At 66.6% G+C, this 21,614-nt stretch carries 23 protein-coding genes and 1 pseudogene; 12 read left to right on the forward strand and 12 right to left on the reverse strand.

Annotated features, from left to right (window positions below):
- Positions 1-63: 63 nt before the first annotated feature.
- Positions 64-1,140, reverse strand: a complete 1,077-nt coding sequence (locus tag ACJH6J_RS14515; RefSeq protein WP_212808150.1) for a dihydrodipicolinate reductase — start codon at positions 1,138-1,140, stop codon at positions 64-66.
- A 4-nt stretch (positions 1,141-1,144) separates the two neighbouring features.
- Positions 1,145-2,134 (reverse strand): Rieske 2Fe-2S domain-containing protein, encoded by a 990-nt coding sequence (locus ACJH6J_RS14520; protein ID WP_212808151.1) that lies wholly within the window; start codon positions 2,132-2,134, stop codon positions 1,145-1,147.
- Between the two features lie 69 nt (positions 2,135-2,203).
- Here ACJH6J_RS14520 and ACJH6J_RS14525 point away from each other — a divergent pair, with 69 nt between their 5' ends.
- From ACJH6J_RS14525 to ACJH6J_RS14545, 5 genes are all read left to right on the forward strand, one after another.
- Positions 2,204-2,809: a TetR/AcrR family transcriptional regulator gene (locus ACJH6J_RS14525; RefSeq protein ID WP_212808152.1), complete on the forward strand. Its 606-nt coding sequence runs from the start codon at positions 2,204-2,206 to the stop codon at positions 2,807-2,809.
- A gap of 66 nt (positions 2,810-2,875) precedes the next feature.
- A complete protein-coding gene (gene ttfA, locus ACJH6J_RS14530) occupies positions 2,876-3,688 on the forward strand; it encodes a trehalose monomycolate transport factor TtfA (RefSeq protein ID WP_212808153.1) in 813 nt (270 codons plus the stop codon).
- A 25-nt stretch (positions 3,689-3,713) separates the two neighbouring features.
- Positions 3,714-4,625: a hypothetical protein gene (locus ACJH6J_RS14535; protein WP_212808154.1), complete on the forward strand. Its 912-nt coding sequence runs from the start codon at positions 3,714-3,716 to the stop codon at positions 4,623-4,625.
- On the forward strand, positions 4,597-5,283 hold the full coding sequence (locus ACJH6J_RS14540) for an RNA methyltransferase (protein WP_212808155.1): 687 nt from the start codon (positions 4,597-4,599) through the stop codon (positions 5,281-5,283). The genes ACJH6J_RS14535 and ACJH6J_RS14540 overlap by 29 nt, the downstream gene beginning before the upstream one ends.
- A gap of 15 nt (positions 5,284-5,298) precedes the next feature.
- Entirely contained in the window at positions 5,299-6,441 is a 1,143-nt protein-coding gene (locus ACJH6J_RS14545; protein WP_406804122.1) for a glycoside hydrolase family 76 protein, read from the forward strand.
- A gap of 1 nt (position 6,442) precedes the next feature.
- On the opposite strand, the gene ACJH6J_RS14550 is transcribed toward ACJH6J_RS14545, so the two are convergent.
- Complete coding sequence (locus tag ACJH6J_RS14550; protein WP_212808157.1) at positions 6,443-6,763, reverse strand: DUF732 domain-containing protein; 321 nt, start codon at positions 6,761-6,763, stop codon at positions 6,443-6,445.
- Positions 6,764-6,928: 165 nt separating this feature from the next.
- Here ACJH6J_RS14550 and ACJH6J_RS14555 point away from each other — a divergent pair, with 165 nt between their 5' ends.
- The 3 genes from ACJH6J_RS14555 to chrA all read left to right on the forward strand — a co-directional run bounded on the left by ACJH6J_RS14555 (position 6,929) and on the right by chrA (position 8,966).
- On the forward strand, positions 6,929-7,213 hold the full coding sequence (locus ACJH6J_RS14555) for a hypothetical protein (protein WP_406804123.1): 285 nt from the start codon (positions 6,929-6,931) through the stop codon (positions 7,211-7,213).
- Between the two features lie 104 nt (positions 7,214-7,317).
- Entirely contained in the window at positions 7,318-7,770 is a 453-nt protein-coding gene (locus ACJH6J_RS14560) for a lipoprotein LpqH (RefSeq protein ID WP_406804124.1), read from the forward strand.
- 38 nt (positions 7,771-7,808) lie between these two features.
- Positions 7,809-8,966 carry a chromate efflux transporter gene (gene chrA / locus ACJH6J_RS14565; protein ID WP_406804125.1) on the forward strand — a complete coding sequence of 386 codons (1,158 nt, stop codon included), beginning with the start codon at positions 7,809-7,811 and terminating at the stop codon, positions 8,964-8,966.
- 38 nt (positions 8,967-9,004) lie between these two features.
- Here chrA and ACJH6J_RS14570 read toward each other — a convergent pair whose 3' ends face one another.
- Complete coding sequence (locus ACJH6J_RS14570) at positions 9,005-9,358, reverse strand: Rv2640c family ArsR-like transcriptional regulator (RefSeq protein ID WP_318984658.1); 354 nt, start codon at positions 9,356-9,358, stop codon at positions 9,005-9,007.
- Between the two features lie 101 nt (positions 9,359-9,459).
- Between ACJH6J_RS14570 and ACJH6J_RS14575 the strand changes: the two genes are divergently transcribed.
- Together ACJH6J_RS14575 and arsB are read left to right on the forward strand one after the other, a co-directional pair.
- Complete coding sequence (locus ACJH6J_RS14575; RefSeq protein ID WP_212808161.1) at positions 9,460-9,885, forward strand: ArsI/CadI family heavy metal resistance metalloenzyme; 426 nt, start codon at positions 9,460-9,462, stop codon at positions 9,883-9,885.
- A pseudogene (arsB, locus tag ACJH6J_RS14580) lies at positions 9,882-11,350 on the forward strand (ACR3 family arsenite efflux transporter). The gene ACJH6J_RS14575 and the pseudogene arsB overlap by 4 nt, the downstream one beginning before the upstream one ends.
- Here the strand turns inward: arsB and ACJH6J_RS14585 are convergent.
- Both ACJH6J_RS14585 and ACJH6J_RS14590 read right to left on the reverse strand, forming a co-directional pair.
- Positions 11,347-12,396: an oxygenase MpaB family protein gene (locus ACJH6J_RS14585; protein WP_244872690.1), complete on the reverse strand. Its 1,050-nt coding sequence runs from the start codon at positions 12,394-12,396 to the stop codon at positions 11,347-11,349. The pseudogene arsB and the gene ACJH6J_RS14585 overlap by 4 nt on opposite strands.
- A 17-nt stretch (positions 12,397-12,413) precedes the next feature.
- Positions 12,414-13,046 (reverse strand): TetR/AcrR family transcriptional regulator, encoded by a 633-nt coding sequence (locus ACJH6J_RS14590; protein WP_212808164.1) that lies wholly within the window; start codon positions 13,044-13,046, stop codon positions 12,414-12,416.
- A gap of 66 nt (positions 13,047-13,112) precedes the next feature.
- Here ACJH6J_RS14590 and ACJH6J_RS14595 point away from each other — a divergent pair, with 66 nt between their 5' ends.
- Positions 13,113-15,020 (forward strand): acyl-CoA dehydrogenase, encoded by a 1,908-nt coding sequence (locus ACJH6J_RS14595; protein ID WP_406804126.1) that lies wholly within the window; start codon positions 13,113-13,115, stop codon positions 15,018-15,020.
- Here the strand turns inward: ACJH6J_RS14595 and ACJH6J_RS14600 are convergent.
- The 3 genes from ACJH6J_RS14600 to ACJH6J_RS14610 all read right to left on the reverse strand — a co-directional run bounded on the left by ACJH6J_RS14600 (position 15,017) and on the right by ACJH6J_RS14610 (position 17,459).
- Entirely contained in the window at positions 15,017-15,541 is a 525-nt protein-coding gene (locus tag ACJH6J_RS14600; RefSeq protein ID WP_212808166.1) for a DUF1254 domain-containing protein, read from the reverse strand. The two genes, ACJH6J_RS14595 and ACJH6J_RS14600, sit on opposite strands and share 4 nt — an antisense overlap.
- A 158-nt stretch (positions 15,542-15,699) precedes the next feature.
- Positions 15,700-15,972, reverse strand: coding sequence for a hypothetical protein (locus tag ACJH6J_RS14605; protein WP_212808167.1), 273 nt, complete (start codon positions 15,970-15,972; stop codon positions 15,700-15,702).
- Between the two features lie 56 nt (positions 15,973-16,028).
- Entirely contained in the window at positions 16,029-17,459 is a 1,431-nt protein-coding gene (locus ACJH6J_RS14610; RefSeq protein WP_212808168.1) for a DUF1254 domain-containing protein, read from the reverse strand.
- Between the two features lie 150 nt (positions 17,460-17,609).
- On the opposite strand from ACJH6J_RS14610, the gene ACJH6J_RS14615 reads away from it, so the two are divergent.
- Positions 17,610-18,608 carry an AraC family transcriptional regulator gene (locus tag ACJH6J_RS14615; RefSeq protein WP_212808169.1) on the forward strand — a complete coding sequence of 333 codons (999 nt, stop codon included), beginning with the start codon at positions 17,610-17,612 and terminating at the stop codon, positions 18,606-18,608.
- Positions 18,609-18,612: 4 nt separating this feature from the next.
- Here the strand turns inward: ACJH6J_RS14615 and ACJH6J_RS14620 are convergent, their stop codons facing one another.
- The 3 genes from ACJH6J_RS14620 to ACJH6J_RS14630 form a co-directional block, all read right to left on the reverse strand.
- Positions 18,613-19,104 carry a hypothetical protein gene (locus ACJH6J_RS14620; protein ID WP_212808170.1) on the reverse strand — a complete coding sequence of 164 codons (492 nt, stop codon included), beginning with the start codon at positions 19,102-19,104 and terminating at the stop codon, positions 18,613-18,615.
- 2 nt (positions 19,105-19,106) lie between these two features.
- Positions 19,107-21,149 carry a DUF4185 domain-containing protein gene (locus tag ACJH6J_RS14625; RefSeq protein ID WP_406804127.1) on the reverse strand — a complete coding sequence of 681 codons (2,043 nt, stop codon included), beginning with the start codon at positions 21,147-21,149 and terminating at the stop codon, positions 19,107-19,109.
- Positions 21,150-21,243: 94 nt separating this feature from the next.
- The gene (locus ACJH6J_RS14630) at positions 21,244-21,609 is read right to left on the reverse strand and encodes a hypothetical protein (RefSeq protein WP_406802296.1); all 366 of its coding nucleotides are present in this window, start codon (positions 21,607-21,609) and stop codon (positions 21,244-21,246) included.
- Positions 21,610-21,614 lie beyond the last annotated feature (5 nt).

Raw genomic sequence — 21,614 nt, forward strand, 5'->3', positions numbered from 1 at the left:
CTGGCTTCTGTCGGGCCGGATGCAAGTGCCTAGTGATTGAAGCTACGTACTTTTCGCTGGGCGTCAGATGTTGAAGCGGCCCGCGAAACCACGCAGCGGCACGTCGGCGCTCGTCAACAGTCCCGGCGGGGCCTTGACCACCGAGGCGATGACGTTGAGTGCGGGCAGCCCCGTCACGGTCATGCCGATCGAGGCGAAATTGTCCGGATTCGACAGGTCCACACCGGGTTTCGGGTAGATCATGTGCTTGTTGTAGACGCACGGGTCACCCTTGATCTGAGTGATGTAGCAGCCCTTGATGTTCCAGCTCGGGTCGGTGTGCGGCGTCATCTGCCATTCCAGGTGCGTCTCGATGCGCGGCACCCCGTCGACCATGCCCTGGTACTTGATGTAGTTGCCGCCAAGGGAGCCCTTCGGCAGCGTGTACCAGCCCAGGTCGACATCCTTGGTGCAGGCGCCGAGTTCCGCGCTGAATGTCACCTCGTCGAGCTCGAGCCCGAAGCAGTCGGCCATCATCAGCACACTGTCGGCGAACACCCGTGTGTACTTCTCCAGTTTCGCCGGGATCGACGGATCGTCAACGGGCAGGCCGTATCCCACCTCGATCCAGGTGTCCTTGCTGTGATGGCACGACACGTCGACGGATTCGATGGTGGTGACGTTCTCGATCTCGGCGACGTCCGCCGAACACACCACGCCCAGGATCTGGTTGACGCCGGGGTTCATCCCGGTGCCGTAGAACGTCGACCCGCCCTTGGCACAGGCCTCGGCCAGCAGCTGCGACACCGGCCTGCCCGAGGGGTGCGGGTGGTTGGTGTCGCGGTGCCAGCCGGTGATCCAGTCGGCCGTCGTCACGATATTGATCCCGGCCTCAAGGACTTTCACGTAGAGATCCTCGTCGGGGAAGACGCCGTGAAAGGTGAGGACATCGGGTTTCGCGGCGATGATGTCGTCGACCGAGCCGGTGGCGATGACGCCGATCGGCCCGATACCCGCGATCTCGCCGGCATCGCGTCCCACTTTTTCCGTTGTATAGCAATGCAATCCGACCAACTCGAGGTCGGGACGCTTGCCGATGCGCCTGATCATCTCGGTACCGACGTTGCCGGTTGCCACCTGGAAGACGCGAATCTTGGACATCTGGTCAGCCCTTCGGGGTTTCGGGATAGAACTGCATGGCCCACTTGCGGATTGCGGTGAAGCCCTCGTATTCGGCGGTGGCCAGCGCCGGCGGATCCGCATAGCGCTGATGCGACCAGATGTGGATGTCCTGGGTGAACTGCCGGATCACCTCGTCGCCGAAGGCGGCGGCGCGCTCGGCGGCCCGGGGGCTGTCCTTGCCCGGTGTCCGCCCGATGTAGACCATGAATCGCACGTCGGAGGTGCACTCGTCGACGGGGGTGACGGCCGAGATGGTGCGGTTGTCGATCATGCCCCAGCTCTTGGTGACGGCGATGCCGAGACCGCCGTTGATCGCCTCGACGCCGCTGCGGACATCCTCGATCGACTGCTGGTCGCTGCCCTCGAAGGTGATCGTGAAGTCGACGTAGGAGACCGGTGCCGCGAAGTCGTGCCGGGTGAACACCGGCACGATCGGCGTCTGGTGCACGAACTTGAAGTGCGCGAAGTCGACGCCGTTCTCCAGGACGTACTGCGGATGCAGCTCGAGGGTTTCGCGGAACAGTCGCTGCTGGGGGTAGTAGTCGGCGGCGCTGCTGCCGTCGTTGAACGATGCGAACACGTCGGGCGCCTCGAAGAACGGCTCCCGGCCCTCGACGTCGTGCCAGATGTAGATGGCCTCGTTGCGCTCGGTGACGGGGTAGGTACGAATCCGGCGGCCGCGGTTGGGCCGGTCCTGGTACGGGATGCAGACGTTGCGGCCTTCGGCGTTCCACTGCCAGCCGTGGAACGGGCACTGGATGGTCTCGCCGACGACGTGGCCGCCGAAGCCGAGGTGTGCGCCGAGATGCTCGCAGTAGGCGTTCATGACGGTGACGGCGCCGGATTCGGCGCGCCAGGCGACCATCTCCTCGCCGAAGTACTTCATGGCGTGCACCACGCCGACTTCGACCTCGTCCGACCAGGCGACCTGGAACCATCCCGTCGGCTTCATGGGCAGCGTGGGTTTGGCCATGAGCCGAATCGTAGGAGGTTCTGTGAAACTTTGAAAGAGGGTTCTGCGAAACTGCGCTAATCTCGGACGATGACCGCGGCGGCACGACGAACCAACAAGCGCGGTGACGCCACCCGGGAGAGCATGTTGGAGGCCGCGCGCAAGGCGCTGGCCACCGGCGATCCGGGCGCGGTATCGGCCAACCGGATCGCCAAGGAGATCGGCGTCACCTGGGGTGCCGTGAAGTACCAGTTCGGCGATATCGACGGCTTCTGGGCCGCCGTCCTGCGCCGGACCGCCGAGCGCCGCGCGGGCATGCTGAGCCACCACGACAGCGCCACTACGCTGCACCAACGCGTCGCGACCATCATCGACCTGCTCTACGACGGCCTGACCATCGGCGATTCGCGGGCCATCGAGAACCTGCGCGCGGCGCTGCCACGAGACCACGCCGAGCTGGAACGGCTGTACCCGAAGACCGCCGCCGAACTGTCGTCATGGGGGCAGAGCTGGCTGCAGACCTGCCAACAGGCCTTCGCCGACCTGGACGTCGACCCCGAGCGGGTGCGCGAGGTGGCCTCGTTCATCCCCGGCGCGATGCGCGGTATCGCCTCCGAACGCCAGCTCGGTACCTACACCGACCTCGACGTGGCCCGGCGGGGGCTCACGAGCGCGATCGTGGCCTACCTCAAATAGCACGTGACCAGCTTGTAACCAATTCGAGTTCGAGCATTTCGGGTACCAACCAGTAGGCTTGGTCCGATGGTCCCGCTCTGGTTCACGCTTTCCGCACTCTGCTTCGTGGGTGCGGCAGTGCTGCTGTATGTCGACATCGACCGTCGACGTGGCCTCGGCCGGCGCCGCAAGTCATGGGCGAAGTCGCACGGGTTCGACTACGAACACGAGACTCCCGACCTGGTCAAGCGGTGGAGCCGCGGCATCATGTCGACCGTCGGTGAGAACGTGCACGCCCGCAATGTCGTCCTCGGACAGATCCGCGGCGAGGCCGTGTTCATCTTCGACCTCGACGACGTGGCCACCGTCATCGCCCTGCACCGCAAGGTCGGCACCAACGTGGCCATGGACGTCCGCCTCAAGGACATCCCGGAGCCGCGGGAAAACGACATCTGGCTGCTCGGCGCCATCGGGCCCCGCATGGTCTACTCCACGAACCTCGATGCCGCCCGTCGCGCCTGTGACCGCCGCATGGTGACGTTCTCGCACACCGCCCCGGATTGCGCCGAGATCATGTGGAACGAGCAGAACTGGACGCTGGTGTCCATGCCGATCACCAGCACCCGCGCTCAGTGGGACGAGGGTCTGCGCACCGTCCGCCAGTTCAACGACCTGCTGCGGGTGCTGCCGCCGGTGCCGTCCGGCCAGAACAGTGTCGCCGGTCAGGCCGTCGCCCGTCGCAGCGGTTCGCCGAGCCGCCCGCTCAGCGCCGGCCCGATGCGTCAGAACGAACTGCCCACCGGCCGCAGCAACCAGGCCCCCGGCCGCGCCGACGTCGGGCGCTACACGCAGTTCGCGCCGGCCCGTAACGGCCGTCCCGCGCCGAATTATCAGCGCTGATTCGCCTGCGGCTAACCTTGGCCGCATGTCTTTTCGCAGGTTGGCCTCGCGGCTGCTGACTGTGCTGCTGGCCGGCGTGCTGGTCGCGTGTTCGAGCGATGGTTCCGCCAGCTCTGTCGTCTTCGGTGCGCCCAGCGCCAAAGTCGGAGAGTCGCAGGCGCTGCTGGGCTGGAACGTCTCGGTGTCCAACCTGCGCTTTCAAGACGATCAGGTGCTGATCGACGTCGATCTGGCCGCCGCGAAGGCCGGCGGTGAACACGCCAAGCCCGAGACGCTGCGCTTCGGCCTGTACGGCGCATTGGCGCACCCCCTCGAATCGAACCTGATCGGTGGCTGCGTCGGCGTCCCCAACCTCAAGATCAACCCGGCCGTCGTGCAGAACCCGGACAAGGTCACGGGCACAGTCTGTTTGGGCCCGATGCGCGATCAGACCCAGGTGCGTGGCGTCTACCTGTACTCGCCCGCGGACCGGATCAAGGACACCACCGTCGCCTACGGTGCGGCGTACCCCGTCGGGCTGACGCCGACCAATGAGTCCGACACCGGATTGACCCTCAAAGCCACCAGCGTCGACGGGTTCCGGGCCGACGGTGGGCAGCTGATCCCGGCGGCGCTGGGGGATCCGACGGCGTTCACCGGCAAGGGCTACATGCTGCTCGGCCTCGAAATCGGCGGCCTGGCAAGCAGGTACAAAGATGACTCGGCCAAGCGCGGCGGGCCGCTGATGATCGCGGTGGCGCCGACGTTGCCACCGCCCGGCCTGTCGCACATGTGCGACGTCTACGGTGCGACGCTGCTGGTGCTGCCCGACTCGAAGGTCGGGGCGATCAACACCCGCGCGTCGTTGTGTACGCAGGGTGACATCAACCAGGCGCTGCTGTACGCCACCGTCACCGTGGTGGGAACGCATGCGGCGGTGTGGATTTCGCGTGACTGACCAGATCGTCGACCACGCCGATGTGCCCGGCCCCACCGAATGGGGAGCTGGACCCGGCGTCGGCCCGTGGCCGGGCGAGCTGCCCGACGATCCGCGCTACGACCCGGAGTTGTTGCGTGAGGGCGACTCTCGCAACGTCGTCGATGCCTACCGGTACTGGACGCGGGAGGCGATCATCGCCGACATCGACCAGCGCCGGCACCCGCTGCACATCGCGATCGAGAACTTCGGCAACGACGCCAACATCGGCGCGGTGGTCCGCACCGCCAACGCGTTCGCGGTGGACACCGTGCACATCGTCGGCCGGCGGCGGTGGAATCGCCGGGGCGCCATGGTGACTGACCGCTACCAGCGACTCATGCACCACGCCACCACAGCGGAATTGCTGGCGTTCGCCGAAACCAAGGGGCTGACGCCGGTGGCCGTCGACAACGTGCCCGGCTCGGTGCGGCTGGAAGAGACGACGCTGCCCCGCGCGTGCCTGCTGATCTTCGGGCAGGAGGGGCCGGGCATCACCGACGACGCCAAGACGGGGTCGATGATGACGGTGTCCATCGCGCAATTCGGCTCGACCCGAAGCATCAACGCCGGGGTGGCCGCCGGGATCGTCATGCACACCTGGATCACTCAACACGCAGGACTGGATCGGGCCTGGTAGGGCAGGATGGAACGCATGGATCAGCGTCCGGTGGAGCGGAGCGACGGGGATGCAGTCTGGGCGAACCGTGCGGCCAGCGCCGAGACGGCGGTGTTCAACCGGCATATCCGGCGGCTCTGGGGGATACCCGGCACCCAGCTGGGCGTGGTGGCCTGGCCGTCGACGCGTGCCGACCGGCTGTTCAAGAGCTGGGACTACTGGTGGCAGGCGCACCTGCTGGACTGCATGATCGATGCGCAGCTGCGCGACCCCCAGGAGTACCGCGTCGCCCGCATCAGCCGTCAGATCCGCGGACATCGCCTGCGCAACAACGGGTCCTGGACCAACAACTACTACGACGACATGGCGTGGCTGGCGCTCGCACTGGAGCGGTCCGGCCGGTTGGTCGGGGTGGCCCGGCCCAAGGCGCTCAAGACGTTTGCCGACCAGTTCCTCAACGCGTGGGTGCCCGAGGACGGCGGCGGTATCCCGTGGCGCAAGCAGGACCAGTTCTTCAACGCACCGGCGAACGGTCCGGCCGGCATCTTCCTGGCCCGCCACGACCGCCTGCGGCGGGCGCAGCAGATGGCCGACTGGATCGACGGCACGCTGATCGACCCCGATACGCACCTGGTGTTCGACGGCATCAAGGGCGGTTCCATGGTGCGCGCCCAGTACACGTACTGCCAGGGCGTGGTGCTGGGCCTGGAAGTGGAGCTGGCCGTGCGTACCGGCGATCCGCGGCACGCGGAGCGGGTGCATCGCCTGGTGGCAGCGGTCAAGGACCACATGCTGGACGACGGCGTGATCAGGGGCGCGGGAGGCGGCGACGGTGGCCTGTTCGGCGCCATCCTGGCCCGCTACCTGACGCTGGTGGCCACGACCTTGCCGGGGGATACCGAGGCGGACGACGCGGCCAGGACGACCGCGCGCGAGCTGGTGCTCAAATCAGCGGAATCGGCGTGGGACTACCGGCAGTCCGTCAACGGCATCCCGCTGTTCGGCGCGTTCTGGAACCGTGCGGCCGAGCTGCCGAAGGACACCGGCGAGCAGGCGAAATCCGTTGACGGCGCGGTGAATTCGTCTGATATCCCGGAACGCGACCTGTCGGTACAGGTGGCCGGCTGGATGCTGATGGAAGCGGCCCACACGTTGACCGCTGAGGCCGGGGAGTCCTGACCTACTGCCCCTTCGGCGTCAACTCGCGGCAGTACGCGTAGATGGCCAGTCCGCCGAACTTGACGGCGTCGTCATTGGACAGGTTGCCGGCGTTCTTCTTCAGGTAGCTCAGTGCCGAGTTGACGCCGCCGCTGCGCATCGCGCTACAGGTGCCGTGCGCGAGCTTGATGGCGGTGCTGTTCGGCATCAGGATGCCCTTGTCATGCACGGCCTGCAGGAACATCGGGTCAATCTGGTCGTCGGCGTGGGCGGGGACGGCCATCACGATGGCGGCCGCCGACGAGACCGCCGCGAACAGAGCTGCTGTGCGTGTGCGCTTCATTGGGATCCCCCATGCAAGATCGGTTTGCTGACAGGCTACGCGAGGCTCGGCGATCCCGGGCGGAGTCGCTCGTCGGCGACCACCGGAATTTCTTCAGCAGCGTCAGCGTCATATACTTAGACCGCATATTGCATTTTGATTTTTTGCTTATTTCGGAGGATGGCCATGGCCACGATGAAGAAGATTGCGTCGACTACAGCCCTTGCCGCAAGCCTGGGAGCTGCGCTTTTGGGTGTCGGTGCCGGAATCGCGAGCGCTGCTCCGGCGCACGACCCCGCCACGATCCCGATGGACCGCGGCTGGGGCCACGGCCACGACGACTGGGACGGACACCCCGGCCGCGGTTGGGGTGCACCCGGCTGGCGTGGTCCGGGCTGGGATGGCCCTGAGGTCTACGTCAACCTGCCCTGCGTTACCGGCCCCGCCGGCATCGTGACCGTTTGCCCGTAGCTCTTTGCCGCTGACGATTCTCTGCCGCTGACGATTCGGCTCCTTCGCTCTGGGGAACCCCTGGCCTGTACCGCCAGATATCCCGGACGCGAAGGAGGAGAACGTTGGTACGCAAGACTCTCGTGATCGGTGTGGTCGCGCTAGGACTGGCCGGTTGTTCCACGGAGAACTCCAAACCGACTGCCGGCTCACCGAATTCGGGCTTGCGCGCGCCGCAGGTCATCGTTGACGGACAGCAGCGGCCGGTGAGCGGTGGGGTGACCTGCCACCAGGCGGGTGACAACGTCACGATCGGGATCGGCGACATCTCCAGCGGGGTCGGCGCGGTGGTGACGACGAGCGATCCGCCACAGGTTCGTACCGTCGGGCTCGGCACCGTCGACGGTGTCGCGCTGGGGTTCACGAGCTCCGAGCCCGGCGAGGCGGACCAGGCCGTCGCCGCCGTGCGGGGCAAGTCGTACGCGATCAAGGGCACCGCCAGCGGTAGTGACCTGAACAATCCGCGGTCGCCGCAGCAGGTGAGCAAGAGCTTCGAGATGGATGTCGCCTGCCCGTAAGGTGCGCGATACGGCGTGACCCGCCAGGATGATTGGTCGTGACCACCCCGGCAGAGGATGCATCGCCCCGAGTGTCCCTGGGCACCGTACTGCGTGAGTGGGGCACCATCGGATGCATCGGTTTCGGTGGGCCGCCCACGCACATCAAGCTGTTGCGCAGCCTGTGCGTGGAGCGGCGCCGCTGGATCGGTGCCACCGAGTTCGAAGACGCGATCGCCACCTGCAACCTGTTACCGGGGCCGGCGTCGACGCAGCTGTCGATCTACTGCGCCTGGCGCGTCCGTGGCCGCCTGGGTGCGCTGGTCGGTGGCGCCGCATTCATCATTCCGGGGCTCATCGTCATCCTCGGCCTGGCGGCGTTGTTCCTGGCCGGTTCCCCACCACGGTGGGTGCTGGCCGCCGGGGCCGGCGCGGGCGCGGCGGTGGCCGCCGTCGCCGTCCATGCCGGGGCCGCATTGATCCCCGCGAGCTGGCAGCGGCGCACCAGCTCCATCCGGTGGCTGGTGTATGTCACATGCGGCGCGGCCGCGGCGGCGCTGCTGGGCCCGTGGCTGGTAGTGGTGTTGTTGGCCTGTGGCGCAATCGAATTGGTGCGGACGACGACGCTGCCCCGGTCCGGTGCTCGCAGCATGCCGGTCTTGGCGCTGCACTCCCTGACACTGGGCACGCTGGGTTCGCTGTGCTGGGTGGCGTTGAAGGTCGGCGCGCTGTCGTACGGCGGCGGCTTCGTCATCATTCCGCTCATGCAGGCCGATGCCGTTGACCACTACCACTGGATGACCGGGGCTCAGTTCCTCAATGCCGTTGCGCTGGGCCAGATCACGCCGGGACCGGTGGTGCAGACCGTCGCCGTCGTCGGCTATGCCGCCGCGGGACTGCTCGGCGGGGTGCTGGCCTCGGTGGTGGCCTTCAGCCCGTCGTTCCTGTTCATCCTGTTGGGCGCCAGGCACTTCGACCGGATTCGCAGCAATGGATACGTGCGGGCCTTCCTGGACGGCGCGGGTCCGGCCGCTGTCGGTGCCATCCTCGGCTCGGCGGTGCCACTGGCCATGTCGATCAGCCAGACCTGGCAGTACGTCGTGCTGGCGGTGGCGGTGGTCGCGGTGTTCAGCCGGGTCAACGTCGTGATCACCTTGCTGCTGGCCGCCGGGGCCGGCGTCCTCGCCACCGCATTCGGCCTGCCCTTGCCGGGCTGATCTGCCCGGTCGGAAGCCCGCAGGGCCTGCGAGGGCTGTCAGCAGCAATTCGGGTCGAGCACCCGGCACAGCGCGGCGAGTGCGTCGCGCCGCGGGGTGTGGTGCACGTTCATGCCCTGACGTTCGGATATGACGAACCCGGCGGCGCGTAGCTGGCCGAGGTGGTGACTGACCGTCGATTCGGCCAGGCCCACGGCGGCGGCGAGGGAGCCGGTGGTACAGGGCTCGTCACACGTGAACAGCAGCGACATCAGTTTCACACGCGCGGGGTCGGCGAGTGCCTTGAGCCGCATGGCCAGGTCGAGGGCCGCGGCGTCATCCGTCGGGCTCGCGGCTACCGGGGCGCAGCACAACGGCGCCGACATGTCGATCACGGGCAGTGCCTTGGGCATGCCGCCGATGATACCCCAGCTTGTTGACATATATCGAAAAGGTGCGTAGAACAGTCTTGCGCGCAGATTCGACATACGTCACATACCCCAGGAGGTCTGCAATGTCTCGTGTCCAGCTGGCTCTGAACGTCGACAACCTCGACGAGTCGATCGCCTTCTACCGCAACCTCTTCGGCGCCGAGCCGGCCAAGGTGAAGCCCGGCTACGCCAACTTTGCGATCGCGAATCCGCCGCTCAAACTGGTGCTGCTCGAGAACCCGGGACACGGCGGGTCGGTCAACCACCTGGGCGTGGAGGTCGAATCCAGCGACGCCGTGCACGCGGAGATCGCCCGCCTCACCGACGCAGGGATGTTCACCGAAGAGGAGATCGGCACCACCTGTTGCTTTGCCACGCAGGACAAGGTCTGGGTGACCGCCCCCGGCGGGGAACGCTGGGAGGTCTACACCGTGCTGGCCGACAGTGACACCTTCGGCGCGGCCCCGAGTGGATCGGACGATGCGGTGTGCTGCGGGGCGCAGGCATGACGCAGACCGCTGACGCCGCTCCGGCGACAGCTCGACTCTCGACGCTCGACCGGTATCTGCCGGTCTGGATCGGGTTGGCGATGGCGGCCGGGCTCTTGCTCGGCCGCTGGGTCCCCGGACTGGACGTCGTGCTGGAAAAGGTTCAGGTGGAAGGCATTTCGTTGCCGATCGCGCTGGGCCTGCTGATCATGATGTACCCGGTGCTGGCCAAGGTCCGGTACGACCGGCTCGACACCGTCACGTCCGACCGCAAGCTGCTGCTGTCCTCACTGGTGTTGAACTGGGTGCTCGGGCCGGCGCTGATGTTCGCGCTGGCCTGGCTGTTCCTCGCGGACCTGCCCGAGTATCGGACCGGACTCATCGTTGTCGGCCTGGCTCGCTGCATCGCCATGGTGATCATCTGGAACGACCTGGCGTGCGGCGACCGGGAGGCTGCAGCTGTTCTGGTGGCGCTCAATTCGGTGTTCCAGGTACTGATGTTCGCGGTGCTCGGCTGGTTCTACCTGTCGGTGCTGCCGGGCTGGCTGCACCTGCCGCAGACCGCGATTGCGACGTCCCCGTGGCAGATCGCGAAGTCGGTGCTGATCTTCCTCGGCATCCCGCTGGCAGCCGGCTACCTGTCGCGCCGGCTCGGCGAAAAGGCCAAGGGCCGCGCCTGGTACGAGTCGACGTTCCTGCCCAGGATCGGGCCGTGGGCACTGTACGGGTTGCTGTTCACCATCGTGATCCTCTTTGCGCTGCAAGGGCATCAGATCACCACTCGCCCATGGGACGTCGCCCGTATCGCGCTCCCGCTGCTGGTCTACTTCGCGATCATGTGGGTCGGTGGTTACGTGCTGGGAGCCGCCCTCGGACTCGGCTACGAACGCACCACGACGCTGGCGTTCACCGCGGCGGGCAACAACTTCGAACTGGCCATCGCCGTCGCCATCGCGACGTGGGGCGCGACCTCTGGGCAGGCCCTGGCCGGCGTCGTCGGGCCGCTGATCGAAGTGCCGGTTCTGGTAGCGCTGGTGTATCTGTCGCTGGCGCTGCGGCCGCGGCTGAGGAGTGTGCCCGCATGAGCCCCAAACCCAGCGTGCTGTTCGTCTGCGTCCACAACGCCGGCCGGTCGCAGATGGCGGCCGCGCTGTTGACTGAGCTGTCCGACGGGCAGATCGAAGTACGTTCTGCGGGAACGGCTCCCGCCGATGCGATCAACCCGGTCGCGGTCGCGGCCATGGCTGAACTCGGCATCGACATCACGGCCGAAGCGCCCAAGGTGCTGACGGCTGACACGGTGGAAGCGAGCGACGTGGTGATCACCATGGGCTGCGGCGACACCTGCCCGTACTTTCCGGGGGTGTCCTACCGGGACTGGAAACTCGATGACCCGGCGGGGCAACCCATCGAGGCCGTCCGGCCCATCCGCGATGCCATTGCCGAGCGGGTCCGGGACCTGGTCGCCGAACTGCTGCCGCGCTAGGCGAGACTCCCGAGGTACGCCTGCGACTCGATCAAGCCCTCGTCGCTGGGAGCCTGGCCTTCGCCGAACACCCGTTGCTGTTGCTTGGCCCGCAGATCGTGGTGTGCGTCAGCGGGTTTGACGAATCCGTAGCGGCGGCGCGCCTCTTCTGGAGTGAACACGGCATCGGTGATCGCCGGGACGCCGAGGATGTACGGCGCGGCCACCTGGGTCACCGACGGCGCGATCAGCTCCGCCACGGCGAGTTTCAGCCGTGGGCTGCGATCGACGATGCCATAGGCCACCTTGAGTACCGGGCGCACGGCGATGTCGACGACGCGGGGCTGGTCGAAACCGCTGAGCTTGCGCATCCAACGCGGCATGGTGGCAATCGTGCCCGCGCGCAGGACGAGGTTGATGAGCTCGACGACCGGCTTCAGTACCCACGGCGCCGGAGGCAGCACGACTTTGGCATTGAGCAGGTGGTCCATCATGGCGCGGGCCGCTTCACTGACCGCCAGATGTGGGCGCATCTCGTCGAAGTACGCGCGAACACCGGCGCTGGTACGGGGTACGTCGGCCGGGTCGCAGGTCTGGAATTCGGCCGCGATGGCGCACTCTTCCCAGTACTGCTTCTCTTCCTCGGGGGTGAGCTTGCCGCCGCCGTACATCTCGTAGGCGGTCAGTACCGAATGCCATCCGGTCAGCAGGATCCACAGCTGTGAGTGCGGGTTGTTGGCGTCGTACTTGTTGCCGCTGACCGGCTCTGTGCCAATCGCTTTCGAGTGCACCTTCACCAGCACGTCGGCGGCCTTGACCACGGACTCGCTGTCGCCGAACGCGACAGTTGCGAAATACCGGACGGTGCGGTCATAGCGGGTGCGCGGCCGGTCGTAGTTGGCCTGTGTGGCGTCGACGGCTGCGATCAGCGACGGGTCGAGTTCCTCGACCACAACGGCCCGCTGGAGGCCGGTGACTGGAGTCGTGGTGTGTCCCCACACCTTCCAGGTGACGGTGCCGGGGCCGAAGAAGCCGTAGTCGGCGAGGGGTTGCACTGGCTGGGGCACGACTTACTCCTTGATCGTCAGGCCGCGGCGAACGCGCGGCACATGAGTCGTCCGTAAAACTCACCGAGATTGTCTGCGTCCCAGTCGTTCTCGGGGTCGAGCAGGGACCGGACCGCCGCCTCGCTGGACGACACGAACAGTTCGGTCAGAACCGGCATCTTGCGATTGAGGTCGGTGGTCTGCCACCACATCGTCAGTGCCGGTGCGATCCAGCGCGACGAGCTGCTCGCGAGTGCGCGGCGGGTCTCCGCGACCATGTCGGCGACCGCCGGGTCGGCGTGCGCCAGGTAGACGAAACGCCAGGTATCCGGCTGGTCCTCGACGGCGTGCAGCAGCGCGCGATAGCCGTCGATGAACGCCGCCTCCGGGTCGTCGCCGCGGCCGGTGTGCAGCGCCGCCAGCAGGGTTTCGCGCAACGACTCGCCTTCGCGATCCAGCAGGGCGGCAAGGAGTTCCACGCGGTCCTTGAAGCACGAATAGACAACCGGCCGGGTGACGCCGAGGTGGGTGGCAACGGCACCGATGGTCACCGCCGCGGTGCCGAATTCCGCAGCGATCTGTAGTGCGGCATCGAGGATCTGCGGACGGCGGCGCTCCGGGCCCAGGTGGGCGGCCCGCTCGCGGGGCTTCGTTGCGGCGTCGGTGGCCATGAACTGAATGTAGCAGGATTATTCTTGTTTGAATAATTTTTCTTCATCCTTGTAGGATTGCTCGCCATGACCATGCTCAACCCGCACAAGCCGGACTTCGCCGACTTCGACGAGCGGACCCAGCAGATCTTCATCGCCACCATCGAGTTCTTCGAGAGCCACGGCAAGGCCTGGCTGACGCAGCAGGACCGCGACCGCGTCTGGTACGCGGAGTTCATCGAATTCCTCAAGAAGGAAAGGGTTTTCGCGACGTTCCTGACGCCGGCATCGGAAGCCGACGGTGACCCCGACAAGCGCTGGGACACCGCTCGCAACGCGATGTTCAGTGAGATCCTGGGCTTCTACGGCATGCAGTACTGGTACGTCTGGCAGGTCACGATCCTGGGACTCGGCCCCATCTGGCAGTCATCCAACACCGCGGCCCGCAAGCGCGCCGCCCAGCTGCTCGAGGCCGGCGAGATCTTCGCGTTCGGCCTATCGGAGAAGGAGCACGGCGCGGACGTGTACTCGACGGACATGGTGCTGACGCCGGTCGACGACGGCTACCGGGCGAACGGCGGCAAGTACTACATCGGCAACGGCAACCTGGCCCGCATGGTGTCGGTATTCGGCCGCCGGGCCGACAAGCCGATCCTGGACAGCTCGACCGCGCTCGACGGCGGCAAGCCCGACGAGGATTTCGAGGGGTATCTCTTCTTCGCCGCCGACAGTCAGCATGCTGACTACAAGCTGCGCAAGAACGTCGTCAACGGCCAGATGTACGTCGCTGCTTTCGATCTCGAGGATTACCCGGTCGACGCCGAGGACATCCTGCACGCCGGCAAGGGCGCTTTCCATGCCGCGATCAACACCGTCAACATCGGTAAGTTCAACCTCGGCTTCGGTTCCATCGGCACGTGTGAGCACGCCATGTACGAGGCCGTCACGCACGCCGAGAATCGAATCCTGTTCGGAAAGCACGTCACCGAGTTCCCGCAGATCCGCCGCATGCTCACCGAGGCCTACGCCCGGCTGGTCGGCATGAAGCTCTACAGCGAGCGCGCCATCGACTACATGCGGTCAGCGTCCTCGACTGATCGGCGCTACCTGCTGTTCAACGCCATCGAGAAGATGACCGTCACTCGTGAGGGCGAGAAGATCATCACGCTGCTGTCGGACACGATCGCCGCGCGCGGCTACGAGAACGACATGTTCTTCGGGATGGCGCTGCTGGGTTCGACCGGTCTGCCGCGCCTGGAAGGCACTGTGCACGTCAACATGGCGCTGTCGCTGAAGTTCATGCAGAACTTCATGTTCCGTCCCGCCGACGCCGGACTGCTGGCGCTGCAGCAGCTTCCCGTCGAGTACTCGCCCAACGCGGCTACGCGGGCACTGGCCACCGGCCTACGTGCGGCCGGCTCGGCACTCATCCCGCGCGTGGCGCGAATTCCGGTGGCGCCGGCGGCATTGCGGTCCGACCGCCTGCCGGTGGTGCGCCGCCGTCGGGACTTCACCAACGACGACTTCCTGTTCCGTCAGGGTCCCAGCCGTGGCCTCGGGCGGGTGGCGTTTGCGGACTGGCGATTCATCTTCGGGCAGTTCGAGCACATCCCCAACGTCACGGTGTTCCTCAAGCAGGCCAACGGGTTCCAGACCCTGCTGGCTGCGGCCACACCGACCGCCCAGCAGCAGAACGACGTCGATTTCCTGTTCGCGATCGGTGAGCTGTTCACGCTGCTGCCCTACGCGCAGCTGATCCTCGAGCAGGCCATCATCGACCACACCGACGACGACGTGCTGGACCAGCTTTTCGAGGTTCTGGTCACCGACTTCTCCCGGCACGCCACCACGCTGCATTGCAAGCCGACCGCCACCGCGGCGCAGAAGAAGCTCGCGCTGGATCTGATCGTGGAACCGGTGGGCGACCCGGAACGCCTGGAGCGCATGGTCCGTACGGTGCGGGACCTGGCAGGTCGGTACGAGATGGCGCCCTAGTCGGACACGAACTGAGTGACGTAGGCACTCAACGGAACCAGCGAAATCCGGTCCAGCAGCTCCTGTGCGGCGGCGCGGTCCTCGGCCGTGCCCGTGCACTCGATGCGGCCCAGCAGCCAGATGATCGGGGCGAGCGAGCGGTGTTCGGTGACACCGGCAGGCAGTTCGCCGTTCCAGTTCGGCCCGGTGATGGCATAGGTCTGCGGCGTCGTCCAGGCGACGTGCTCGTCGGCGTCATCGAACACGTCGGCCCGGCCGGAGAGCACCTGGAACAGGTATCTACGATCGGCGGCGTCCGGCAGTGTCAGCACCCAGGGCTCGGCGTTCACGTCGAGGAACCGGTCGACGTACATGGCGTCGGTGGTGCTCGTCCGCATGAGTTGCTGCAGTGGGCAGCGGCGGGGTGCGGTCGCACCTTCGGCGCGATAGGCCCGGCGAGCCGTGGGGCCGGCCAGGATCACCAGTGCAGCCATGGCGATGGACAACGTGCCGCACCACGGCAGGACATCGGCTGCTGACATGACGGCCGTGCTCCAATCCGGGTGTGGCCCATGGTTGGTCGCGGGCCGGGTTCGGTCCGCTCATCCCACTGTGCAGGACGGCGCTGCCCGAAGTCTTGACATCTAGAGACTGATTCTTGACAGTTCGGGACAGCGCCATCGAGGGCAACAGCCGAGTATCAGCAGGGGGCGCCGGGCGGCGTGTAGTACGGCACGCCTTCGTCTGTGTAGCAGGGCACTTCACCCGCGACATACGGGACGTGCGCCGCCGCAATGGCAGTGCCGACGGCGACGTCGCCCGCGATGTTGGTGCAGCCGCCGGCGGAGAAGTGCCGGCCGCCCGCGCTGGCGCAGACATCCGCGGCGGCGGTGGGGGCCACCGTCAACGGCGCCACGGCCAGGGCCACGCCCATCAGTGGGACGGAAACCAGTGCGGTGATGCGTGGTGTCATGGTGCTCCTTGGGTTGATCAAAGCGAAATCGGCTCGCGTCGAGTACGTTTCGTGGCTTACGGGAGTTTTGTCACGGCCGGTGGCTGCCAGGTGCCATCGATGATCGACGGCGGGTTCTGCTTCGGCCAGTACAGGCGCAGCATGAGGTTGAAGGCGCCGGCGGGTGCGGGCAACCAGTTGGCCTGCTTCTCCGGTCCCGGATTGTCGTGCTGCAGATACAGATCCACGGATCCGTCGGGGTTGCGGGCCAGGTTGTCGCGCTGGCTGAGCGTGAAGCGGTTGAGCGGATTGGCGACGAAGAAGTAGCCCTCGTCGTACATCGTCAGTGACCAGAAGCCCTCGGCGGGAGGCAGCTGGTCCTTGGCGAAGTGCATCACGTACTTGTTGGCGCCATTGTACGGCTGGCCCGCGGCATCGGTTTTCGATGTCGGGTAGACCGCGTCCTGGGGCCGGTTCGCGCCCAGCCCGATGGCGGTGATCAAGGCGCGCTGCAGGTAATCGGTGCCGTATTCGCCTGTCTTGGTGGTGAATTGCCACCCGTTGACGGTGTTGAGAGTGCCGTAGTGGCCCATGATCTTCGCGACGCCGTCCTTGGGTACGGACTTCAGCGCGGCAGCCACATCGGCATCGAGCTTGGTGATGTCGAATTTCTCGCCGGGCACGATGCCGATGCGGGCCATCTTCTCGATGATCGGCTTGTCGGCCGCGGCGGGCGGGTTGTCCTTCAGCAGGGCGGCAAGCATGTCGAAATAGGCTTCGGTACTGAGGTTTTCGACCTGGTCACGGACCGGGGTCTTCATGTCGATGCTGGGATCGACCTTCCCGGCCGGCGGCGTGTAGGGCTTTCCGTATGAACTCAGCGGCACCAGCGAAATCTGGTCCTGCATCGCGTGCACGGCGGCATAGTCCGCAGGCGTGCCATCGCAGTAGATGCGGCCCATCAGCCACACCGTCGACGTCGGAGACTTGTACTCCGTCACGCCCGCGGGCAGCGTGCCCTTCCAGTTCGGGCCGGTGATGGCGTAGGTCTGCGGGCCGGTGCCCGTCGTGCGTTTGCCGGGAACCTGGAACACATCTGTCCAGCCCGACAGCATCGGGAAAAGGTAGTACCGGTCGTGGGCGTCGGGCAGCGTCAGGATCCACGGCTCGTCTTTGACGTCGATGAACCCATTTGTGTAGAGCGTGTCGGCGTTGGGCGCCGTGACGTCGCGGAACGCGGCGTTCGGGTACTCCCGCATACGCATCAACTGGCCCATCGGGGCCCGGGGCGCCTGCACCTGGGCGACGTTCGTCATGACCCGCCGCGTCATCTCGACGGTGTTGAGGGCGTAGCCGTAGACGTACGCGTCGACCGCGATGGCCTTGGCCTCGTCGGCGGACAGCTTCGACGGTTTGCTGGATGTGGCACAGCCGGCGGCTGTGGCCGCCAGCGCTGTGATGGTCAGGGCAGCCAGCGTCCGGGTCCACCGGCGATGTCTGTGCAGCATACGGGAAGTGCTCCTATTTCGTTGTTGTGCAGGACACATTGCCTGTACCTGCGGCGCGACGCTGCACCGGCTGATCGTGGGATTCGACTGTGCTGCACCATACCGGTTTGTGTCTTGACATTTCGCGACAAATTTTTGACAGTTAGAGACATGGCGATGATCCGGGGTACGGCGCTCACGTGCTTTCCCGAGTTGGTTGCTGAACTCGGCGGCGACGGTGACGCGCTGCTGGCCGCGGCGCATATCGCGAGCGCGGACATCGGCCGTCACGATCGGTTCATCTCCCTGCCCAGCGGCGCCCTGGCGCTCGAGGCCGCGGCGGTCGCACTGCGCACTCCCGATTTCGGACGTCGACTTGCATTGCGCCAGAACATCGACATCCTCGGACCCGTCGGGCTGGCGGCCCGCAACGCCGAAACGGTCGCCGATGCGTTCGTCATCTTCGACAAGTTCATGGCCGCCTACAGCCCCGCGATCAGTGCCCGGATCACCGTCCCCGCCGGAACCGACCTGCGCCGCTTCGAGTTCGAGTACCTCCTGGACCCGGCACCGCCGCAGGCGCAGGCCATCGAGTTGTCGCTCGGTGTCACGCTGCAGGTGCTGCGACTTTTCCTGGGTCCGGACTACCGCCCGCTCGCGGTGCACCTGCCGCATTCGGCGCGCACCCCGGCCGGCGAGTACCAGTCCTACTTCGGCTGCCCGCCGTCGTTCGGTGAACCGGTCGCCGGCTTCACGCTGCGCGCCGCCGACCTGGAGCGGCCGTTGCCCACCGACCGCATCGCGCATCAGACGGCCATGGACTACCTCATGAACACCATCGGTGAATCTGAGCCTGCCACAACGCAATTGGTCCGCACCCTGGTCCGTCAGTTGCTGCCGGGTGGAGCCGTGGGGCTGCAGGACATCGCCCGGCATGTCGGCCTGCACCCGAAGACGCTGCAGCGACGCCTGTCGGCCGAGGGCGCGACGTTCGGTGACCTGGTCGATCAGATCCGCCGCGAGACCGCGCAGCGGTTACTGCTCGATACCGAGCTGACCCTCGACCAGCTCTGCCGGAATCTCGGCTATGCCGAACAGAGCGTGCTCACGCGGTCGTGCAAGCGGTGGTTCGGCACGACGCCCACGGCCTACCGGAACGGCCGGCGCTGACGACTCAGCCGAGCCGCGTCCAGAGGCAATAGCCGGAGAACTCGACCGAGGACGCGGTGGGCGCCACGTCGAAGTGCAGCGTTTGGTCCGGTCCGCCGTCGGTCGCCACGGGCGCGCTGACCACACCGGCGCTGATCACCGCGCGCTGCTCGACATGGCATCGGTTCCCAGGACCGAGCGGCGTGCCACTCCACTTGCCGGACATCAGGTTTGGATTACGCATGCCCTGACCGTGCAGGGCGATGACGGGGCCGGTGCTCCACCAACGGTCGCTGGGTTCCGCGGGTAGTGCGACGGGCTGCCAGCGCCCTTCGTGGCACTGCAGCGGGGTGTTGGCGCCCGACCTGGGCGCCGGCGTCGTCGGCATGGTGGTGGCTTCGTCCGCCGTCGGCGGACACGGCTGATCCTGTTGTGGCGCAACGGGATCAGCCGCGCAGAGGGGCGCGACCGCGGTCGCCAGGGCGACTGCGGCCATCGCGACGGTCGTGCGAATCATGGCTACAGCTTCGTCAGATCGGTCTTCATCAGCATGACGTTGTACTCACTCCACAGTGACAGGTTCCAGTACAAGTCGGTACCCGTGCCCAGGGTCGACGGCGACCAGGGTTGCATCATGGGCGCGTAGATGCCGCCGTTCTGTTGCGGTATCAGCACGGTGGCCGCCGACCACGTGCCCTGTGGGGCGTCGGCGGTGCGCAGCACGACGTTGTTGAACTGGTCGGCGTAGAGCGTCACGTACTTGCCGAGCGTCGGGTTGTACTGCACCGACATCTCGCTGACCTGGTTGCCCGGCTTGCCGATGCCACACGCGCCGGTGTCCCTGCCGAACACCACGCCGGCCTTCGACGGGTCCTTGTACCAGCCCTGTTTGATCGCACCGATGCCGAACCAGCCGCCTGCGCTGCCCTTGTTGTAGTACTCGTACTTCGACACGTCGAGGATGTCGGCTTCGGCCACTCGCGAGATGTAGGCCGCTCCGCCGCGGCCGTTCGGGGTGCCATACGAGTAGACGTAGCCGTCCCCCGGACGAACCAGGGCCGCCTGTTGGAAATTGGCGTTGCCGCCCCAGTTCTGGCGGACGCTCTGCGGTGCGATGGTCCAGTTCTCGCCGTTGTCGGTCGAGTAGGCCATGGCCGAGTAATTCGTCGTCCACTGCCCGGGCGCGCCCCACTGCTTGACCGACATGAAGCTCAGGTACTGGGTGGCGCCGAACTGGGTGCCCGGTGTCGGCACCGAGATGCCGGAGGTCGGGATCAGCGTCACCCCGGACGGTAGACCCGCCGGGAGTTTGGCGGGCAGGATGATCTGGCGTGCTGTCGTCGGCGACGACAGCGGCGTACCGCCGAACATGTTGCCGTTGAACCACTGACCGGCCGGGATCGAGATGCCGTCGGCGAGGTTGGCATCCGACGAGCGGAACAGGATGTTGTTGAGCCAGTTCCCGGTCATGTTGGGGCCGCTGAAGGTGTCGCCGAACGCCATCAGCACCTGGTGCTCGTTGATCGGGGTGCTGGGATCGTCGGCGATGCCGTTGTCCCACGCGGTGCCGACGTCGGTGCCCCAGACGCCGAACCGGTTGTAGGTGTCGTTGGGCGCGAAGTTGCCCGTCACCCAGTCGACGAAACTCGTCGAGGGACTGAGCTGTTGACCCGGTGTGGGCCAGGCCGGCCGCGGGTTCATGACCGTGGTGAGCGCGGCCATGGGATTGCTCAGCACCTGGCCGGTGGTGGTGAGTGCGCTGACGACGTTCTGCGGCTTGATCGCTGTCAGGAGGTTGTCGATCTCTTTGCGCGCGAACGCCAGCACGGTCCACGCCAGCGTCGGCTGGGCCGGGCTGCCGAACGGATTGAACGCCCAATTCAGCGCGCCGGACACGGCTTTCATCACGGCGGCCACCGGGTTGGTCGGCTTGACCGTGGGTGCGGTGACGTTGGGGGTGAGCAGGTTCGTCGTCGCCGACACCGGGCTCGGCGACGCCGTGACCGCACTGGTGGTGACCTTCATGACCGTGGGTGCGACGGCCGCCACGCTGACCGGCTTGGGCGCCGCGGTCTGCTGGGCGGCCAGCGGCTTGGCGGCGGGCTTGTCCGGAGTCAGCTGTGGACGTTTCGGGGTTTTCGGGACCGTCGCGGTGTCGCTCGGGTTGTCGTTCTTCGGCTTGTTCGTGCGCTCACGGCCCTTGGCCGGTGCCTTGGTGGGTTTGTCGGTCTTGGGGTCAGGCGTGGTCTCGGTCTCAGGGTCAGCTTTGGGATCGGCCTTGGGGGCGGACGAGCTGTCGCCGGTGCTGCCCGCGGCCGGTGTCTCTGCCTTGTCGTCGCCCTTCTTGGGCCGGGGCTTGTCGCGACGCGGCTTGGTGGGGCTGCCCGAAGTGCCGGACGCGCCGGCGTTCTCGCCTGTCGTGGACGTGGCCGCCGGGCCGGCGGGCGTTCCTGATTCAGTCTGGTCGGCCCATGCGACGCCCTGGCCCGATGCGATCGCGGTTCCGATGCCGAGTGCGACGGCGAGCCTTCCGACCCGGCCGACGTAGCGTGCGGCGCTCATCGTGTCTCCCTGCTGTTCCAGCTAATTAACTAATGGAACAACATCGGCCCGAACCGCGGGAGACTTTTGGACGGTTGTTTCGGTTTCGACACCGTCAGCGAAGCAGCCCGGCCTCGCGGAGTGCGTCTTCGTACAACTCGATGGCGTGGTCGATGCCGCGATCGACCCAGCTGTCGACGAAGGCCACCCGGTCGGCGATCAGCTGGATTCCGGTGGCCCAGCGCTCGAAATCCCCAGTGCGGCGCAGGATGTCGATCTGGACGCGGGTGCCCTTGATGTGGATGAACCCGCCCAGCTCGGTAGTCTGCGGACGCAGCACCGTGACGTCGAAGCCTTCGATCCGGCCGTCGTCGACGAGGGCCTGCAGGTAGCCGCGGGCGTCGCGCAGCGCCGCGAGGGCCTGCAGTTCCCGTCCCGGGGTGGGCAGTCCCCAGGCAATCCAGATTCCGGTCTCGGACATGGCGC

It is taken from the genome of Mycobacterium sp. SMC-18 (assembly GCF_045310895.1).
Classification (GTDB): Bacteria; Actinomycetota; Actinomycetes; order Mycobacteriales; family Mycobacteriaceae; genus Mycobacterium.

Coding starts and splice junctions, on each gene's coding strand:
- ACJH6J_RS14610 (WP_212808168.1), bottom strand. CDS start 17,459: ATGCTGCACAGACATCGCCGGTGGACCCGGACGCTGGCTGCCCTGACC.
- ACJH6J_RS14550 (WP_212808157.1), bottom strand. CDS start 6,763: ATGAAGCGCACACGCACAGCAGCTCTGTTCGCGGCGGTCTCGTCGGCG.
- ACJH6J_RS14600 (WP_212808166.1), bottom strand. CDS start 15,541: ATGTCAGCAGCCGATGTCCTGCCGTGGTGCGGCACGTTGTCCATCGCC.
- ACJH6J_RS14615 (WP_212808169.1), top strand. CDS start 17,610: ATGGCGATGATCCGGGGTACGGCGCTCACGTGCTTTCCCGAGTTGGTT.
- ACJH6J_RS14535 (WP_212808154.1), top strand. CDS start 3,714: ATGTCTTTTCGCAGGTTGGCCTCGCGGCTGCTGACTGTGCTGCTGGCC.
- ACJH6J_RS14605 (WP_212808167.1), bottom strand. CDS start 15,972: ATGACACCACGCATCACCGCACTGGTTTCCGTCCCACTGATGGGCGTG.
- ACJH6J_RS14625 (WP_406804127.1), bottom strand. CDS start 21,149: ATGAGCGCCGCACGCTACGTCGGCCGGGTCGGAAGGCTCGCCGTCGCA.
- ACJH6J_RS14575 (WP_212808161.1), top strand. CDS start 9,460: ATGTCTCGTGTCCAGCTGGCTCTGAACGTCGACAACCTCGACGAGTCG.
- ACJH6J_RS14540 (WP_212808155.1), top strand. CDS start 4,597: ATGCGGCGGTGTGGATTTCGCGTGACTGACCAGATCGTCGACCACGCC.
- ACJH6J_RS14595 (WP_406804126.1), top strand. CDS start 13,113: ATGACCATGCTCAACCCGCACAAGCCGGACTTCGCCGACTTCGACGAG.
- ACJH6J_RS14620 (WP_212808170.1), bottom strand. CDS start 19,104: ATGATTCGCACGACCGTCGCGATGGCCGCAGTCGCCCTGGCGACCGCG.
- ACJH6J_RS14520 (WP_212808151.1), bottom strand. CDS start 2,134: ATGGCCAAACCCACGCTGCCCATGAAGCCGACGGGATGGTTCCAGGTC.
- ACJH6J_RS14555 (WP_406804123.1), top strand. CDS start 6,929: ATGGCCACGATGAAGAAGATTGCGTCGACTACAGCCCTTGCCGCAAGC.
- ttfA (WP_212808153.1), top strand. CDS start 2,876: ATGGTCCCGCTCTGGTTCACGCTTTCCGCACTCTGCTTCGTGGGTGCG.
- ACJH6J_RS14570 (WP_318984658.1), bottom strand. CDS start 9,358: ATGCCCAAGGCACTGCCCGTGATCGACATGTCGGCGCCGTTGTGCTGC.
- ACJH6J_RS14630 (WP_406802296.1), bottom strand. CDS start 21,609: ATGTCCGAGACCGGAATCTGGATTGCCTGGGGACTGCCCACCCCGGGA.
- ACJH6J_RS14590 (WP_212808164.1), bottom strand. CDS start 13,046: ATGGCCACCGACGCCGCAACGAAGCCCCGCGAGCGGGCCGCCCACCTG.
- ACJH6J_RS14525 (WP_212808152.1), top strand. CDS start 2,204: ATGACCGCGGCGGCACGACGAACCAACAAGCGCGGTGACGCCACCCGG.
- ACJH6J_RS14545 (WP_406804122.1), top strand. CDS start 5,299: ATGGATCAGCGTCCGGTGGAGCGGAGCGACGGGGATGCAGTCTGGGCG.
- ACJH6J_RS14515 (WP_212808150.1), bottom strand. CDS start 1,140: ATGTCCAAGATTCGCGTCTTCCAGGTGGCAACCGGCAACGTCGGTACC.